The sequence below is a fragment of the Magnetococcales bacterium genome (assembly GCA_015231925.1).
In the GTDB taxonomy this organism is placed as follows: domain Bacteria; phylum Pseudomonadota; class Magnetococcia; order Magnetococcales; family JADGAQ01; genus JADGAQ01.
This window is the reverse complement of record JADGAQ010000094.1, coordinates 1-15,530: the sequence shown is the minus strand read 5'-3', so window position 1 is coordinate 15,530 and position 15,530 is coordinate 1. Positions and strand designations below refer to the sequence as shown.

Below are 15,530 nucleotides of genomic sequence, written 5' to 3'. Positions count from 1 at the left end.
CTCCGCCCCGAACCCCGCCGGGGGGGATAATCCCCCCCGGACCCCCGTATGACTTGCTCCATATCACTGCGCCGCCTGCTCACGCAAGGTACGGATGGCCTCGGCATAATCGCCGCTGCCGAAAATGGCGGATCCCGCCACGAAAACATCCGCACCCGCCCGCGCCACCGCCGCAATGGTCGACGCATTGACCCCACCATCCACCTCCACTTCAATGCTCCGACCGGAAGCCTCCACCAACCGACGCACCGCCGCAATCTTGGGCAATACCGAAGGAATGAAACTCTGACCACCGAAACCGGGATTGACACTCATCAGCAACACCAGATCCACCCGATGCAACACATGCTCCAGACAAGCGACCGGCGTACCGGGATTGAAAGCCAACCCCGCCCGAGCCCCCCCTTCCCGAATCATCGACAAGGCCCGGTCGAGATGAGACGTGGCTTCGGCATGAATGGTCACCAGATCGGCCCCACTCTCCAAAAACGCCGCGAGCATCGGCTCCACCGGCGTGATCATCAGATGCACGTCCAGAGGCTTGCCGCTCACCTTCTTCAACGCCGCCACCACCGGCGGACCAATGGTCAGATTGGGCACGAAATGACCATCCATGACATCCACATGGATGTAATCGGCACCCGCCGCCTCCACCAGACGGATCTCCTCCCCCAAACGGGCGAAATCCGCCGAAAGTATGGATGGCGCGATACGAATCATCATTCCTCTCCCCGGGCCAGCAGACGCAAACGCGCAATCCGCTCCCCCACCTCCGGATGGAGGTCGAACAGGTTGAACAGGGGCTCATCCCGCACGGGATGAACAATGAACTGGCTGGACACGGTGGGAAACTGGGCCAGAGGCAACGACTCCTGGGAATAATCCGCCAGTTTTTCCAAGGCGTCGGCCAACCACGACGGATTGCGGCACAACCGCGCCCCCTCTTCGTCGGCAGCATACTCCCGAGCCGGATCGATGAGACGACGCAGCAAACCGGCCGCTCCGGGCCACAGCACCGTTTGACCGGGACCGATGGCCAGCGTGGTCAACACACCGGCCAACAACGCACCGCTGCTGCCGATCAGGGTATCCCGCCGGGCGATATGAACCAGCTCGTGGGCCAGCACACCCGCCAACTCCTCCCGGTTCAGACAGCGCAACAGACCACGGGTCACCGCCACCGCTCCCAGAAAAGGGATGGGGCCGACGGCCAGGGCATTGGGCGCGCCATTCTCGATGAGAAATATGGACGGAACGGGCATGCCGCCGTGACGGGCCAGCTCCGTGACGATCTCCCGCAACGTGGTCTCTTCCCGCGCCTTCAGGGGACGCGCCCCCAGCAGGGTCAGCAGAATCGATCCACCGAACCAGTAAAGCAGCAGCGACAGGGCCAGCCCCAGGAAAAGCCCCACCAGCAGACCATCGAAACCACCGAAAATCTGCCCCGTCAGCAGCAGAACGAAGGTCAGGGCCGAAAACAGCAGCAGGGAGAGCTGTCGGTTCAGCATGGCTGCAGCCTGTCCCCCTCCTTCAGAGGACGGCCCCGCAGCCACTCCCCGGCCGACAGACGCCGTTTCCCCGCCGGCTGCACCTCCGTCAAAACCAGGGAACCTTCGCCGCAGGCCACCTCCGGTCCGTCGGCGTGCAGGGCCGTCACCGTTCCCGGCGGCCCGCCGTTCCGCCCCGGGCGACAGCCCAAGACCTTGAGACGCTCCCCCTTCAACCCGGTTCGCGCACCGGGCCAGGGCGAAAGAGCCAGAATGCGACGGCGCTCCTGCAGAGCATCGTTTTCCCAAAGCAGGATCTCATCCCCCGCCGTGAGCTTTTCGGCATAGGTGACGCCCTCCTCCGGCTGGATTCGGGGAGTGATGCCGCCGCGTTGCAAAGCTTCGACGGTTTCGGCCAGCAACTCCCCTCCCCCTTTGGCCAAACGATCGTGCATTTCCCCGCCGCTTTCATCCCCGTGAACCGGCCACACCCGCCGGGACAAGATCGGACCGGTGTCCAACCCCGCCTCCATGGCCATGATGCTCACGCCCAACATCGCGTCCCCGGCCAACAGGGCCCGCTGGATGGGAGCCGCCCCCCGCCAGCGGGGCAACAGCGAGGCATGGACATTCACACAACCGTGCAGGGGCAATTCCAGAACCTCCCGTGGCAGAATGCGGCCATAAGCCACCACCACGATCAGATCGGGCCGCCACTCCCGCAGCCGGGGCAGCACCTCGGGATCCTTCATGCGGGCCGGTTGCAACACCGGAAGGCCGTGGGCCGACGCCAGCTCCTTCACCGGCGGAGCCGCCAGACGCAGGCCCCGCCCCGCGGGACGATCCGGCTGGGTAAAGACGCCGACCACCTCATCGGGGCCCGCCAGCAGCGCCTCCAGGGTGGGCACGGCGAAGTCCGGCGTGCCCATGAAAACCACCCGCCAGGACACGACTAGCGCCCCTCTTCCAACTGCCGCTTGCGCAGACGACGCAAGACCATCTCCCGTTTCAGGCGGGAGATGTGGTCGATGAACAGGATACCATCCAGATGATCGATCTCGTGTTGCAGACAGATGGCCAACAGCCCTTCCGCTTCCAGATACAGGGGATTGCCCTGGCGATCCAGGGCCTTCACCGTGATGGAGGCGGCTCTGGCCACTTCGTAGATGGTTTCGGGAACGGAGAGGCAGCCCTCTTCGTAGGTGGTAACGCCATCCCGGACGATGATCTCCGGATTGGCCAGAAACAGGGGATTGGGGGGTTCCATCTCCCGTTTGTTGGCCACATCCACCACGATGACCCGGCGCAGCACCCCCACCTGGGGCGCCGCCAGGCCGATACCGGGAGCGGCGTACATGGTTTCCAGCATGTCATCCATCAAACGTCGTACCGATCCATCCACTTCCAGAACGGGCAGGGATTTCTGTTTCAGACGTTTGTCCGGAGCGGTCAATATGGTCAATCTGGCCATCCTCGTCCTCGTTCGCTGCACGGGTCCATTATCCGCTTAGAGAGATACCGACCCCTGAAAATTCACTGCCTGCCTTTCAATATTTTGCCTTTAAAGTATCAAAAAAAGAAAATGTTTTGAATTTATTTTTATTCATTAAAAGATAAAAAAGGTCAAAGGATAGAACATTTTCTTTTTTTGATACTTTAAAGGCAAAATATTACAAGAAATTATAAGGATCGATATCGACTTCCAGACGAATGCGCGGATTCAGCAACTCTTTGGCTCGCAGCAACACCCCCTGCACCGCTTTCTGCACCACACCATCCTCGCCCCCGCCCTTGATCAGCAATTGCCAGCGGAAGCGGTTGCGCAGGCGAAAAATCGGCGCCTGGGCCGGCCCCAGGAACACCACCCCCGGCCATTGCGGCAAACGGGCCTTCAAACGCACCACGAAGGCCTCCCCGTCCGCCTGCCAGGCCGACGAAACCCGCAACAGGGCCAGCCGCACGAACGGAGGATAACCGCACTCCTGACGCACGCTCAACTCCTGAGCGGCAAACCCCTCCACATCGCCCGACAGCGCCGCCTGCAAAGCGTAGTGCGCCGGATCCCAGGTCTGGATCAACACCCGGCTCGGACTCCCCTCCCGCACCTCCCGCCCGGCCCGACCCGCCACCTGTTTCACCAGTTGAAAGGTGCGTTCCCCGGCGCGGAAATCGGGCAGACACAGGGTGGTCTCCGCCTGCACGATGCCCACCAGCTCCAATCCCGGGAAATGGTGCCCCTTGGCCACCATCTGCGTGCCGATCAGCAGATCGATCCCCCCGACGCGAAACGCCTCCAGGGTGGCTTCCAGATCCACCTGCCCCTGCCCCACCGCATCCCGATCCAGACGCGCCACCCGCGCCGTCGGAAAGGTGGCCCGCACCTCCCCCTCCAGTTGCTCCGTACCCGGTCCCATGGGACGCAGAGACAATTGCCCGCAAGAGGGACAAACATCCACGGGTGGTTGCCGGAAATCGCAATAATGGCAAATCAATTGTCGCTTTTCCCGATGCAGCGTCAAGGAGACCGAACAGTTCGGGCACCCGAAGGTATAGCCGCACAGGGTACACAGCACGGTGGGAGAAAAACCGCGTCGATTGAGAAACAGCAGCGCCTGACGCCGTCGGGCCAGCACCGCGTCGATGCCCTGGCGCAACGGCAGGCTCAACAGCCCACCGGGACGATCCGGAACCTGATGCTCCTTGCAGCGCAGATCCACCAGCTCCATGCGGGGCGGCAACGCCCCGGTGGCGCGACGGGTGAGCCGCAGATGGCGGAAACGTCCCCGCCGCACGTTGACCAGCGTTTCCATGGAGGGGGTGGCGCTGCCCAGCACCAGCACCGCCTTCTCCTGCCTGGCCCGCACCACCGCCATGTCGCGACCGTGATAGGGAACCCCCTCCTCCTGTTTGTAGGAGGGTTCGTGTTCTTCGTCCACGATGATCAGCGACAGACGGGCAAACGGGGCGAACAGGGCGCTGCGCGCCCCCACCACCACCCGCGCCTCACCCCGGCGAATGCGGTGCCAGTGATCGAAACGGGAGCGGGGCGTCAGGCCGGAGTGCAAGACCGCCACCCCTTCCTGGAAACGGGCCAGGCAGCGTCCCACCAACTGGGGCGTCAGGGCGATCTCCGGCACCAGCAGCAGCGCCTGCCCCCCCAAAGCCAGACACTGCTCCACCGCCAGGAAATAGACCTCCGTCTTGCCCGAGCCCGTCACCCCCTCCAGCAGGAAAGGGGCATAACCGCCCTGCCGCAGCGCCTCTCCCAGGGTGGCGGCACAAACCGCCTGTTCATCGGTCGGCACCACCGGGGCGGAGAACTCGCCCCAGGCGGTCGTCACCTCCGGCGCCGTTCCGGCGCGGTGCCGATGACGGGGTTGCCAGTCTTCCACAACGTCGATCAAACCCTGTCGGACCAGGGAAGTCAGGCGTCCCGTCAATCCCACGCGACCGCACTTGGTCACCAGGGTCTCTTCGGCCAAGCCCGGCTTGCGGGCCAGAAGGGCTTCCGCCAGACAGCGTTCCCCCGGCGTCAACCCCTCCGGCAGCCGCCGCTCCCCCAGCCACCGGTAATGGCGTTTGCGTTCGTGCCCCAGAAAGGAGGGCAACGCCACCTCCACCACACGACCGATGGGTTGCAGATAGTAGCGGGAGATCCACTCCAGCATGGCCCGCAGCCCCTCCCCCATCAGGGGTTCGGCGTCGAGAAGGTCCACCAGCTCGCGAATCTCCCCTTCGGACCAGCCGGGTTGATCCCCCACCCGCCACACCACGCCGGTGCGCCAGCCGCGCCCCATCGGCACCAGCACCGGACAGCCGGGCAGACACTGATCCACCAGAAACGCGGGAATCCGGTAACTGAACAGATGGGGCAACGGAACCGGCAAGGCCACTTCCGCAAACCGGGAGGGAGCGGCGGCGACCTCGTTCACCGCCTTCAGGATACCGCCGCCACCACCGCCTGGACCACCTCCTCCTGCTGGGCCGCGGTCAGAAAAGGATGCATCGGCAGGGAAAGCACCTCCCGCGCCGCCTGGGAGGCCACGGGGAAAGCCTCTTCGCCGTATCCCAGATCCTGCTCCAGATCGGTGAACACCGGCTGGCGATGCAACGGAACCGGATAATGCACCGCCGTGGGAATACCCGCCTGCTTCAACCGCTCGGCCACCTGATCCCGGTTGGGCACGCGAATGGTGAATTGGGAAAAAACGCTGCGATTATAGGGACGGATATTGGGCAGACGCACCTTGCCGGCAAGTCCGGCCATGTACCGCTGCGCCACCTCCTGCCGACTGGCGATTTCCGCTTCGAAATGGGGCAGCTTGGCCAGCAGAATGGCGGCCTGAAGGGTGTCGAGACGCCCGTTGATACCCACCATGGCATGGCGATACCGGGCTGCCTGACCATGTTCGCGAATGATGCGCAGCTTTTCGGCCAATGCCGCATCGGAGGTGAAGACCATGCCGCCGTCCCCGTAACATCCCAGGGTTTTGGCCGGGAAGAACGAGGTGGCCCCCGCCTGACACAGCGAACCGGAGTATTGCCCGTGACTGGTGGCCCCCAGGGATTGGCAGGCATCTTCCATGACATGCAGCCCGTGGCGGGCGGCAATGGCGTTGATGGCGTGAAGATCGGCGCACTGCCCGAAGAGGCTGACCGGCAGAATCGCCCGGGTGCGCGGCGTGATGGCGGCTTCGATGCGGGCGGGATCGATATTGAGGGTATCCTCCTCCACGTCGACGAAAACCGGTTTGGCCCCTTGCGCCACGATCACTTCGGAAGTGGCGATGAAGGTGAAGGGTGTGGTGACGACCTCGTCACCCGGACCGATGCCCCAGGCCATCAGAACCGCACGCAAACTGTCGGTTCCCGAGGAGAAGCCCACGGCCTGTTCGGTGCCGACATAAGCGGCCAGAGCCTGTTCCAGGGACTTCACCTGGGGACCGTTGATGAATTGGGCCGATTCGACCACCTCCCGGATGGCGGCGTCGATCGCCTCCCGATAGGCTTGGTATTGGGCCCGCAGGTCGATGAACTGCATAATCACCCCCTGTCGAAGGGTAAGGGCATGCGCCCGAAAAAGACTTCCGTGGCAGGGCCCGTCATATAGAGCGCTCCCTCCTCACTCCAGCGAATCGCCAACTCTCCGCCATCCAGTCGCACCACCACCTCCCGCTCCACCCGATGGTGCAGCATGGCCGCCACGGCCACGGCGCAGGCTCCGGTACCACAGGCCGGCGTGATGCCCACACCGCGCTCCCAAACACGCATGCGCACCGTGGCGCGGTCGATCACCTGGGCAATTTCCACGTTGGTGCGTTTGGGAAAGGCGGCATGATGTTCCACCAGAGGTCCCACTTCCTGCAAGGGAAACCCTGTCACGTCGTCACAAAAGTGGACGACATGGGGATTGCCCATGGAGACGGCGGTCAGAAGCAGCGTGTGCCCCGCCACCGACAGTGGTTGATCGAAAACCGGTCCCGGCCAGATGGTGGGAATGCGCAGCCCATCCAATTCCGGCCTCCCCATGTTCACTTCCACCCGGTCGTCGTCCAGCAGACGGGGACGAATCACGCCGGCCAACGTTTCGATGGGGACGACCGGCAAGGTCAGATTCCGATGCCGCCGCAAATAGAGCGCCACACAACGCACCGCGTTGCCGCACATCTCCGCCTGGGAACCATCGGCGTTGTAAATACGCATGCGCACGGTGCAGGAGGCCTCCCGCGGGGGACTCAACACCACCACCTGATCACAGCCCACCCCGAAACGACGATCGGCAATCCGGGCCATCCAGGCCGCTTCGGGCTCTTGCCTCCCCTCCGAGAAGTCCAGCAGGACAAAATCGTTGCCCAGACCGTGCATCTTGAAAAAGGGGAGTGAACCGGTCCGGGTCGTGGTCATCCGAGGATATCGGGAGCGGGTTGTTCCAGGGCCAAAAGATCGTTCAGCGTCTCCCGCCGGCGCACCACATGGAACCGGTCCCCCTGCACCAGCACCTCCGCCGCGCGGGGCCGGCTGTTGTAGTTGCTGCTCATGGAAAATCCGTAGGCCCCCGTGGAACGCACCGCCAGCAATTCGCCCTCCCGCATCAGCGGCATCAGGCGATCCCGGGCGAAGAAGTCCCCCGATTCGCAGACCGGGCCCACCACATCCGCCACCACCTCTTCACGCCCCTCCACCGGCGTCACGGGCAGCACCTGGTGATAGGCGTCGTAAAGCACGGGCCGCATCAGATCGTTCATGCCGGCATCGGTGATGAAGAAGTGGCGTTCCCCGCTGACTTTGACGTACTCCATCCGCGCCACCAGAATGCCGGCATTGCCGACGATGGCCCGCCCCGGCTCCACCACCAGCAGGTGGTTCAAGCCCTCCAGCTCCCGTTCCATGGCCTCCGCCAACTCGGCGGGCATGGGGGTGATTTCGCCGGCCACGTAAGGAATGCCCAGTCCGCCGCCCAGATCCAGCACCTGCAGGGCGATGCCCTGGCGTTCCAGTTGCTCCAGCAGGGTGCGCACCTTTTGCAGCGCCTCCACGAAGGGAGCCACCTTGGTCAACTGGGAGCCGATATGGCAGTCCAGACCGACCACGTCCAGATGAGGCAGGCTTTTGGCCAGGCGATAGACTTCCGCGGCCTCCTCGTGGGGAATGCCGAATTTGCTGCGTTTGAGCCCGGTGGCGATGTGGGGATGGGTGCGGGGATCGACATCGGGATTGACCCGCAGCGAGATGGGCGCCTTCACCCCCCGGGACCGGGCCACGTCGTTGAGGCGATGCAGCTCCGGCACGCTCTCCACGTTGAACAGACGCACCCCGTACTCCAGCGCCTCGTCGATCTCCCGGCGGCTTTTGCCCACCCCGGAGAAGACCACGCGCCCGCCGGGACACCCCACCCGCCGGGCCCGCTCCAGCTCACCCCCCGAAACGATGTCGAGACCGGCGCCATGACGCACCAGAAGGTCCAGAATCGCCAGATTGCCGTTGGCCTTGACGCTGTAGCAAATCAGGGCTTCGCGCCGGGAGAAGGCCTCCTGAAAGGCTTTGAGATGCCGCAGCAAGGTGGCGGCGGAGTAGCAATAGAAGGGTGTGCCCACCGCCTCCGCAATCCGGGAGACCGGCACCTCTTCGCAATGAAGCCCGCTGTCGCGGTAATGGAAATGATCCATGGGGATGCGATCTCCTCAGGTTGGGGAGCGACTCCCGGAATGGATCAATCCCGGTTCCGATGCGGGGGCGGTATCGTGCTGAGCTTTTTTGGGCAGATAGAGGTCACCCTTGTATCCGCAGGAAGAGAGCCCGCTCCCTGCAACACAAAGGAGAACCAGCCAGAATACGGATCGGATAGTCAACGAAACCTCCCCAAAAACCCACAGTAATCAGACCGGAGCGGCAATTTTGCCATGTGGACCGGCAGGCGGCAATACCTGGCAAGGCGTTGCCGGAAGAAAGGGGAATCGCAGTCCGTTCAACGAGATCCGGGGGTTCGGAGAGGATGACCTCCTCCGAACCCCGCATCCGATACGCCGACGTTTCGTCACTGACTACCCAGCAGGCGCAGATTCACCAACATTTTCGCCTCGACCAAGGCCTCCCGTACCGTGGCGAAGGCCGTGCCTCCGAAAGCCTCCCGCGCATTGACCGAGTTGAGGACGGTCAGAGACGCCTTCACATCCGCAGCGATGCGTCCATCCACCGCCTGCATCGCCTCCAGCGGCAGTTCGTCCAGACCGATCCCCTGTTCCCAGGCCTGCTGCACCAGTTTGCCGGTAATGGCGTGCGCCTCCCGGAAAGGGATGCCCTTGCCCACCAGATAATCGGCCAGATCGGTCGCCGTGGCGTATCCCATGCGCGCCGAATGCAGCATGCGCTCCCGCTTGACATGAATGGCCGGAACCAGATCGGTAAAGGCGCGCAAACAGTCCAGAACCGTGTCCATGGCGTCGAAAAGCGGCTGCTTGTCCTCCTGCATATCCCGGTTGTAGGCCAGCGGCAACCCCTTCATCAAGGTCAGCAGACTCATCAGCGAGCCGATAACCCGTCCGCTCTTGCCACGCACCAACTCCGGAACGTCCGGGTTTTTCTTCTGCGGCATGATGGAGGATCCGGTGCAGAAGGCATCCCCCAGTTCGATGAAACCGAACAGCGGCGAACACCACAGGATCAACTCCTCGGCGAAACGGGAGAGATGCACCATCACCAGCGAGGCGGCGAAGACCGACTCCATGGCGAAATCCCGGTCGGAAACGGCATCGATGGAGTTGGCGCACACCCCTTCGAATCCCAACTCCCCGGCCACGCTCTCCCGATCGATGGGATAGGGGGTGCCCGCCAGGGCCGCCGCTCCCAGCGGCAGTTGATTGATGCGTCCGCGCACCTGCTCGAACCGCTCCGCATCCCGATGCAGCATCTCCACATAGGCCAGCAGATGGTGCCCCAGGCTGACGGGCTGGGCAATCTGCAGATGGGTGAATCCCGGAAGGATGGTCTCCACCTCCTGCTCGGCCAGATCGAGCAGATTGCCCTGCAACAGGATGATGCCGCGCTGAATCTCATCCACCCGACGACGCAACCAGAGACGCAGATCCGTGGCCACCTGATCGTTGCGGGAACGGGCGGTATGCAGCTTGCCCGCCACCGGACCGATCAACTCCTTCAGCCGGGTCTCCACATGCATGTGGATATCTTCCAGGGAGTCCTGAAAGGGCAGCTCGCCGCGATCCAGCTCGCCCCGAACCTGTTCCAGCCCGGCGATGATGCGTTGCGCCTCCTCGCCGGGAAGGACTCCCTGGCGGGCCAGCATGCGGCAGTGGGCCACCGAACCGGCGATATCCTCCCGGTAGAGCCTGGAATCGAAAGCGATGGAGGCCGAAAAGGCCTCCACGAACCGGTCGGTGGGTTGAGTGAAACGACCACTCCAGGGCTTGTCGTTCATGGACGGATGATCCTCACGTCCGCCCCAGCATGGCGGCAATGCGCATGCGCAACGCATTGAGCTTGATGAAGCCCCCGGCGTCGCGTTGATTGTAAGCCCCCTGATCGTCCTCGAAGGTGGCGATGTTGGCGTCGAAGAGGCTGTTTTCGGATTTGCGCCCCACCACGGTCACGCTGCCCTTGTAGAGTTTGACCCGCACCACGCCGTTGACCACGCTCTGGGAGGCATCGATGAGGGTTTGCAACAACTTGCGTTCCGGGCTGAACCAGTAGCCGTTGTAGATCAACGTGGCGTAGCGCGGCGCCAGTTCGTCCTTGAGATGGGCCACTTCCCGATCGAGGGTGAGGGACTCCATGGCCCGATGGGCCACGCCCAGAATAGTGCCGCCCGGCGTTTCGTACACGCCACGGGATTTCATGCCCACATAGCGGTTTTCCACCAGATCGAGGCGTCCGATACCGTTTTCACCCCCCAACCGGTTGAGCTGGGTCAAGAGAGTCGCCGCCGACATCACCTCGCCATCCAGGGCCACCGGATCGCCGCCCCGGAAGGTGATCTCCAGATAGCGGGCCTTGTCCGGCGCCTTTTCGGGCGAAACGCTCAACACGAACATCTCTTCGTCCGGCTCGTTCCAGGGATCCTCCAGCACCTTGCCCTCGAAGGAGAGGTGCAGCAGGTTGCGATCCATGGAGTAGGGCGTACCGCCCCGCTTGTCACGGGGCACCGGAATGCCGTGACGATCGGCGTAGGCGAAAAGCTTTTCCCGCGAGGTCAGATCCCACTCCCGCCAGGGGGCGATGACCCGGATGTCGGGCCGCAGGGCGTAGTAGGCCAGCTCGAAACGCACCTGGTCGTTGCCCTTGCCGGTGGCCCCGTGGGAGACGGCGTCGGCGCCCACGGCGTTGGCGATTTCAATCTGCTTCTGGGCGATCAGGGGACGGGCGATGGAGGTGCCCAGATGGTAACACCCTTCGTAGAGGGCGTTGGCCCGATACATGGGGAAGACGAAGTCGGCCACGAAGGTCTCCTTGAGATCTTCCACGAAGACCTCCTTGACCCCGAAGCGCAAGGCTTTCTGCCGCGCCTCTTCCAACTCCTCCCCTTGACCGAGATCGGCGGCGAAGGCCACCACCTCGCAATGATAGGTATCCTGCAGCCATTTGAGGATGATGGAGGTGTCCAGTCCGCCGGAATAGGCCAGCACCACTTTTTTTACAGTTTCAGCCATTGTTTTCGCTCCATGAAATGAACCAGGCTTCACTACTTTCCCTTCGCATTACCCAAAATCAACCATTCCAGAATGGCCTTTTGCACATGCAGCCGGTTTTCCGCCTCGTCCCAGACCACGGACTGCGGGCCGTCCAGCACGGCGTCGCTGGCCTCTTCGCCACGGTGGGCGGGCAGGCAATGCATGAACAGCGCATCGGGGGCCGCCAACGCCATGAGGGACTCGTCCACGCAATAGCCGGCAAAGGCCTGCAGACGCACGGCGCGCTCCTTTTCCTGCCCCATCGAGGTCCAGGTATCGGTCACCACCAGATCCGCGCCCCGCACCGCATCCCGGGGATCACGCAACACCTCGATGCGGGTCGAGGCGGGAGCCCCTGCCAGACATTGGGCTTTTTCCAGGAAATGCGGCTGGGGTTCATACCCCGCCGGACAGGCCATGACCAGTCGAAAACCGACGCGAGCCGCCGCCATGGCCCAGGAGTAGGCCATATTGTTGCCGTCCCCCACCCAGGCAACCCGCTTCCCCTTCAGGGAACCCCGCTTTTCCCGATAGGTGAAGAGATCCGCCAGAACCTGGCAGGGATGATAATCGTCGGAAAGCCCGTTGATGACCGGCACGGTGGCATGAAGGGCCAACTCTTCCACGATGGCGTGGGAATAGGTGCGGATCATGATGGCATCGACATACCGGGAGAGGACCCGGGCGCTGTCGGCGATGCTTTCGCCACGCCCGAGCTGCAGGTCACGGCTCGACAGGAACAGAGCGTGTCCTCCCATTTGAAACATGCCCGCTTCGAAAGAGACGCGGGTGCGGGTGGAGTTCTTCTCGAAGATCATGGCCAGGGTTCGCCCTTCCAGGGTCTTGACCACGCGCCCCTTGCGCTGCAGGCGTTTCAGCTTCGCCGTGCGGCGCAGAATGTCCTCCAGCTCTCCGGTGGAGATCTCTTCCAAGGTCAACAGGTGACGCAGATGTGCCCGCATGATCGTATCCAGAGAGAAAAAGCGATTAAAAGAGATCCGTCAATACATGGTCAAGCACGGCAACAGCCCGGTCGATCTCGTCGAAACTGACCGTCAGGGGAGGCAGCAACCTCAGGGTGGTGCCCATCTGGCAACTGACCAGCAATCCCCTGGAAAAGGCGATGGCCCGCACATCCTCGGCGGAAGCGTTCAACTCCACCGCCGCCATCAGGCCGCGTCCACGCACCTCCTTGACCAGTTTGTGCCGACTTTTGAGGGTCTGCAAACCGGCCATGAGCCGTTCACCCCGCAACACCACCCCGTCCAGAACGCCGTCGTCCAACAACGCTTCCAGGGTGGCGAGCGCCGCAGCGCAGGCCAGGGGACCGCCGCCGAAGGTGGAACCGTGGCTGCCGGGGGTGAAGGAGGCGGCAACGGCGGAGGTGGCCAGGCAGGCCCCCATGGGCACGCCGGAGGCGATGGCCTTGGACGCGGTCATGATATCCGGCTTGACGCTGCCCCACTGATGACACCACAGACGACCGGTACGCCCCATGCCCGTCTGCACCTCATCCAGCACCAGCAGCAGCGAATGCTTGTCGGCAATGGCCCGCAGAGCCTCCAGATAGCCCTCCGGCGGAATGTTGATCCCCGCCTCACCCTGTATCGGCTCCACCAGAATGGCGGCGGTATAGGGGCCAATGGAGCGCTCCAGCGCGGCGACATCGCCGAAGGGAACATGACGGAATCCGGGCAACAGGGGATCGTACCCCTGTTGGATCTTCTCCTGCCCGGTGGCCGACAGGGTGGCCATGGTCCGTCCGTGAAAGCTGTTGCAGGCCGTGATGATCTCGAAGCGACCGGGACGACCATGATCCTTCATGTATTTGCGCACCAGCTTGATGGCCGCCTCGTTGGCCTCCGCGCCGGAATTGCAGAAAAAGACCTGATCGGCGAAACAGGTCTCGGCCAGTCGTCTGGCCAGCTTCTCCTGCAAGGGGATGCGATAGAGATTGGAGGTGTGCAGCACCTTCCCGGCCTGGTCCCGGATGGCCGCCACCACCTTCGGATGGCAATGGCCCAGATTGTTCACGCCGATACCCGCCAGGAAGTCGAGATACTCCTTGCCCTCCTCGTCCCAAAGGCGCGTTCCCTCACCCCGCACGAAGGCAACCGGCATGCGGGCGTAATTACTCATCAAGGCGCCAAAGGGTTCGCTCATCATCCACTCCGGAAAAAGGCCAAAATTTTCTTTTTAAGCCATGCCTACGTCGTGATCAATGACCCATGACGAAAAAACCCGGCAAAATGCCGGGTTTTTCCCTGCCAACCGGTATGACGCGCTCCGGACAGTCCTCTCAGATGAAGAGAGTGATATCGGCTCCGTGAGCCACTTCGAAAAACCGCGCCGCACCGGCAAATTCCAGACCGTCGATCAGGTCCGAATGTTTGAAGTCGAAGAGATCCACCGTCATCTGACAGGCGATCATCTTGACCTCCGACTCGATGGCCATGTCCAGCAGATCCTGAATGCTGGCCACACCTTTCCGGGCCATCTTCTGTTTCATCATGGTGGTGGCCATGGCCTCCATTCCGGGCAGCGCCTGCACCAGCACCGGCATGGGAACCGGCATGGGCATGGCGGGATTGCCCAGAGGGGAGATTTTGAGATCCCGCTCCTTCTTCAGCACCTGCAACCCGTAAAAGGTCCAGAAGATATAGACCTCGTAGTCGAGTGCCGCTGCGGTAGTGGCCAGAATCAAGGGCGGATAGGCCATATCCAGGGTGCCCTTGGTGGCGATGATGGCCAGACGCTTGGACATGGCATCCCCCTAGGATTTGCGGATTTCGTAGTAGTAGACTCCGCTCGCTTCCGAAGCCTTCACCATTTGGTTGCCGGTTTGGGCGCAGAAGGATTCGAAATCCTTGGCCGAACCGGGATCCGTTGCTTCCACCGCCAGAATCTGGCCGGCTTCCATCTCTTTGAGTGCCTTCTTCGCCCGCAGAATGGGCAGAGGGCAGTTCAGACCTTTGGCATCCAGTGTCTTGTCAGCCATTCTTTCGACCTCCCGTTTTAGATCCTCGTGCAGGGCCCTGCAGCCACATGAATATCAGCTAATCCTGATACGCAACGGGTCAAGTTGCAAACAAAATTTTCCTGCTCCTATAATCAGGGCAGGTTCCGGCCATCGAAGGGTCTGCCGGTCGCTTCATTTTGCAAAGGAATTGGCCACTGCCATGTTCAGCTACATCTTGTTGGCGGGATTGTTTCTGGTTGCCGTGATCTGGGGACTGGTGCGACTGCGCCGGATTCGGGAGCGGGCCGTGGCCGCCCGTCTGCCCAGCGACGAAGGCACGGTCATGCTGGGACTCTTCCTGGTGCTGAGTCAGTCCTGCCTGCGCTACCACAAGGACAAGGGACGCTATCCCCAGGTGATCAGCGGGGCCCAGGACGGTTTGATCGAGCAGGGCTATCTCAAAGGCAACGAACTGGCCTCCCTGACCAAATCCCTGCCCCTCTTTTCCATCGTCGCCTCGGAACACATCGGCTACGGCATCTGCCTGATGAACACCACCCCCGCCCTGGCACGAGCCCTGGTGGAACGGGTGCAGATGGCGGGCAACAATCTGCAGTTCCTCGACTTCAAGAGCGATCGCTACGTCAGCATCACGCCGCCGATCAAAAACGAGATCATCAACCTGACCCTGCCCCTGCCCCTGAAGCCGAAACACGATTGACGACGCACCGGGGTTGGCAAAGATCTCCGTTAACGATTCAGGATCCCGCACAGCGCGGCGTGACCGTCTCGACAGCGAAAGGAAGAGGCACGGGAGTGCCCCCCTGGACCCCATGGGGTCGGAACGGCAACAGCAAAAGGAAAAGTCCCAGGGCGCTGCCCTGGACCCGTCGGGGGGGATAA

At 62.7% G+C, this 15,530-nt stretch carries 16 protein-coding genes; 1 reads left to right on the top strand and 15 read right to left on the bottom strand.

All coding sequences use genetic code 11. The features are described from left to right. Positions 1–63: 63 nt before the first annotated feature. The 15 genes from HQL56_11425 to HQL56_11355 all read right to left on the bottom strand — a co-directional run bounded on the left by HQL56_11425 (position 64) and on the right by HQL56_11355 (position 14,666). Positions 64–720: a ribulose-phosphate 3-epimerase gene (locus HQL56_11425; protein ID MBF0310127.1), complete on the bottom strand. Its 657-nt coding sequence runs from the start codon at positions 718–720 to the stop codon at positions 64–66. After that, positions 720–1,508, bottom strand: coding sequence for a M48 family metalloprotease (locus tag HQL56_11420; protein MBF0310126.1), 789 nt, complete (start codon positions 1,506–1,508; stop codon positions 720–722). The genes HQL56_11425 and HQL56_11420 overlap by 1 nt, the downstream gene beginning before the upstream one ends. Then, positions 1,502–2,416 (bottom strand): methionyl-tRNA formyltransferase, encoded by a 915-nt coding sequence (locus HQL56_11415; GenBank protein MBF0310125.1) that lies wholly within the window; start codon positions 2,414–2,416, stop codon positions 1,502–1,504. The genes HQL56_11420 and HQL56_11415 overlap by 7 nt, the downstream gene beginning before the upstream one ends. 23 nt (positions 2,417–2,439) lie before the next feature. Further along, positions 2,440–2,958 carry a peptide deformylase gene (locus HQL56_11410; protein MBF0310124.1) on the bottom strand — a complete coding sequence of 173 codons (519 nt, stop codon included), beginning with the start codon at positions 2,956–2,958 and terminating at the stop codon, positions 2,440–2,442. Between the two features lie 199 nt (positions 2,959–3,157). Continuing rightward, complete coding sequence (gene priA, locus HQL56_11405; protein MBF0310123.1) at positions 3,158–5,419, bottom strand: primosomal protein N'; 2,262 nt, start codon at positions 5,417–5,419, stop codon at positions 3,158–3,160. Positions 5,420–5,424: 5 nt separating this feature from the next. Then, positions 5,425–6,528, bottom strand: a complete 1,104-nt coding sequence (locus HQL56_11400) for a DegT/DnrJ/EryC1/StrS family aminotransferase (protein ID MBF0310122.1) — start codon at positions 6,526–6,528, stop codon at positions 5,425–5,427. Between the two features lie 2 nt (positions 6,529–6,530). Then, positions 6,531–7,391, bottom strand: a complete 861-nt coding sequence (locus tag HQL56_11395; GenBank protein MBF0310121.1) for a diaminopimelate epimerase — start codon at positions 7,389–7,391, stop codon at positions 6,531–6,533. After that, a complete protein-coding gene (lysA, locus tag HQL56_11390) occupies positions 7,388–8,653 on the bottom strand; it encodes a diaminopimelate decarboxylase (GenBank protein ID MBF0310120.1) in 1,266 nt (421 codons plus the stop codon). The genes HQL56_11395 and lysA overlap by 4 nt, the downstream gene beginning before the upstream one ends. A gap of 15 nt (positions 8,654–8,668) precedes the next feature. Continuing rightward, the gene (locus HQL56_11385; protein MBF0310119.1) at positions 8,669–8,836 is read right to left on the bottom strand and encodes a lipoprotein; all 168 of its coding nucleotides are present in this window, start codon (positions 8,834–8,836) and stop codon (positions 8,669–8,671) included. Positions 8,837–9,021: 185 nt separating this feature from the next. Then, positions 9,022–10,419 carry an argininosuccinate lyase gene (gene argH / locus HQL56_11380; GenBank protein ID MBF0310118.1) on the bottom strand — a complete coding sequence of 466 codons (1,398 nt, stop codon included), beginning with the start codon at positions 10,417–10,419 and terminating at the stop codon, positions 9,022–9,024. A gap of 13 nt (positions 10,420–10,432) precedes the next feature. Continuing rightward, positions 10,433–11,647 carry an argininosuccinate synthase gene (locus HQL56_11375; GenBank protein ID MBF0310117.1) on the bottom strand — a complete coding sequence of 405 codons (1,215 nt, stop codon included), beginning with the start codon at positions 11,645–11,647 and terminating at the stop codon, positions 10,433–10,435. 32 nt (positions 11,648–11,679) lie between these two features. Then, positions 11,680–12,630, bottom strand: a complete 951-nt coding sequence (gene argF / locus HQL56_11370; GenBank protein MBF0310116.1) for an ornithine carbamoyltransferase — start codon at positions 12,628–12,630, stop codon at positions 11,680–11,682. Positions 12,631–12,655: 25 nt separating this feature from the next. Next, positions 12,656–13,831 (bottom strand): aspartate aminotransferase family protein, encoded by a 1,176-nt coding sequence (locus tag HQL56_11365; GenBank protein MBF0310115.1) that lies wholly within the window; start codon positions 13,829–13,831, stop codon positions 12,656–12,658. Between the two features lie 136 nt (positions 13,832–13,967). Continuing rightward, the gene (locus tag HQL56_11360) at positions 13,968–14,432 is read right to left on the bottom strand and encodes a DsrE/DsrF/DrsH-like family protein (GenBank protein MBF0310114.1); all 465 of its coding nucleotides are present in this window, start codon (positions 14,430–14,432) and stop codon (positions 13,968–13,970) included. Between the two features lie 9 nt (positions 14,433–14,441). Next, positions 14,442–14,666, bottom strand: a complete 225-nt coding sequence (locus tag HQL56_11355) for a sulfurtransferase TusA family protein (protein ID MBF0310113.1) — start codon at positions 14,664–14,666, stop codon at positions 14,442–14,444. Positions 14,667–14,847: 181 nt separating this feature from the next. Between HQL56_11355 and HQL56_11350 the strand changes: the two genes are divergently transcribed. Beyond that, on the top strand, positions 14,848–15,348 hold the full coding sequence (locus HQL56_11350) for a hypothetical protein (GenBank protein ID MBF0310112.1): 501 nt from the start codon (positions 14,848–14,850) through the stop codon (positions 15,346–15,348). Positions 15,349–15,530: the final 182 nt, after the last annotated feature.

Coding starts and splice junctions, on each gene's coding strand:
- HQL56_11425 (MBF0310127.1), bottom strand. CDS start 720: ATGATTCGTATCGCGCCATCCATACTTTCGGCGGATTTCGCCCGTTTG.
- HQL56_11420 (MBF0310126.1), bottom strand. CDS start 1,508: ATGCTGAACCGACAGCTCTCCCTGCTGCTGTTTTCGGCCCTGACCTTC.
- HQL56_11415 (MBF0310125.1), bottom strand. CDS start 2,416: ATGGGCACGCCGGACTTCGCCGTGCCCACCCTGGAGGCGCTGCTGGCG.
- HQL56_11410 (MBF0310124.1), bottom strand. CDS start 2,958: ATGGCCAGATTGACCATATTGACCGCTCCGGACAAACGTCTGAAACAG.
- HQL56_11400 (MBF0310122.1), bottom strand. CDS start 6,528: ATGCAGTTCATCGACCTGCGGGCCCAATACCAAGCCTATCGGGAGGCG.
- HQL56_11395 (MBF0310121.1), bottom strand. CDS start 7,391: ATGACCACGACCCGGACCGGTTCACTCCCCTTTTTCAAGATGCACGGT.
- lysA (MBF0310120.1), bottom strand. CDS start 8,653: ATGGATCATTTCCATTACCGCGACAGCGGGCTTCATTGCGAAGAGGTG.
- argH (MBF0310118.1), bottom strand. CDS start 10,419: ATGAACGACAAGCCCTGGAGTGGTCGTTTCACTCAACCCACCGACCGG.
- HQL56_11375 (MBF0310117.1), bottom strand. CDS start 11,647: ATGGCTGAAACTGTAAAAAAAGTGGTGCTGGCCTATTCCGGCGGACTG.
- argF (MBF0310116.1), bottom strand. CDS start 12,630: ATGCGGGCACATCTGCGTCACCTGTTGACCTTGGAAGAGATCTCCACC.
- HQL56_11365 (MBF0310115.1), bottom strand. CDS start 13,831: ATGAGCGAACCCTTTGGCGCCTTGATGAGTAATTACGCCCGCATGCCG.
- HQL56_11360 (MBF0310114.1), bottom strand. CDS start 14,432: ATGTCCAAGCGTCTGGCCATCATCGCCACCAAGGGCACCCTGGATATG.
- HQL56_11355 (MBF0310113.1), bottom strand. CDS start 14,666: ATGGCTGACAAGACACTGGATGCCAAAGGTCTGAACTGCCCTCTGCCC.
- HQL56_11350 (MBF0310112.1), top strand. CDS start 14,848: ATGTTCAGCTACATCTTGTTGGCGGGATTGTTTCTGGTTGCCGTGATC.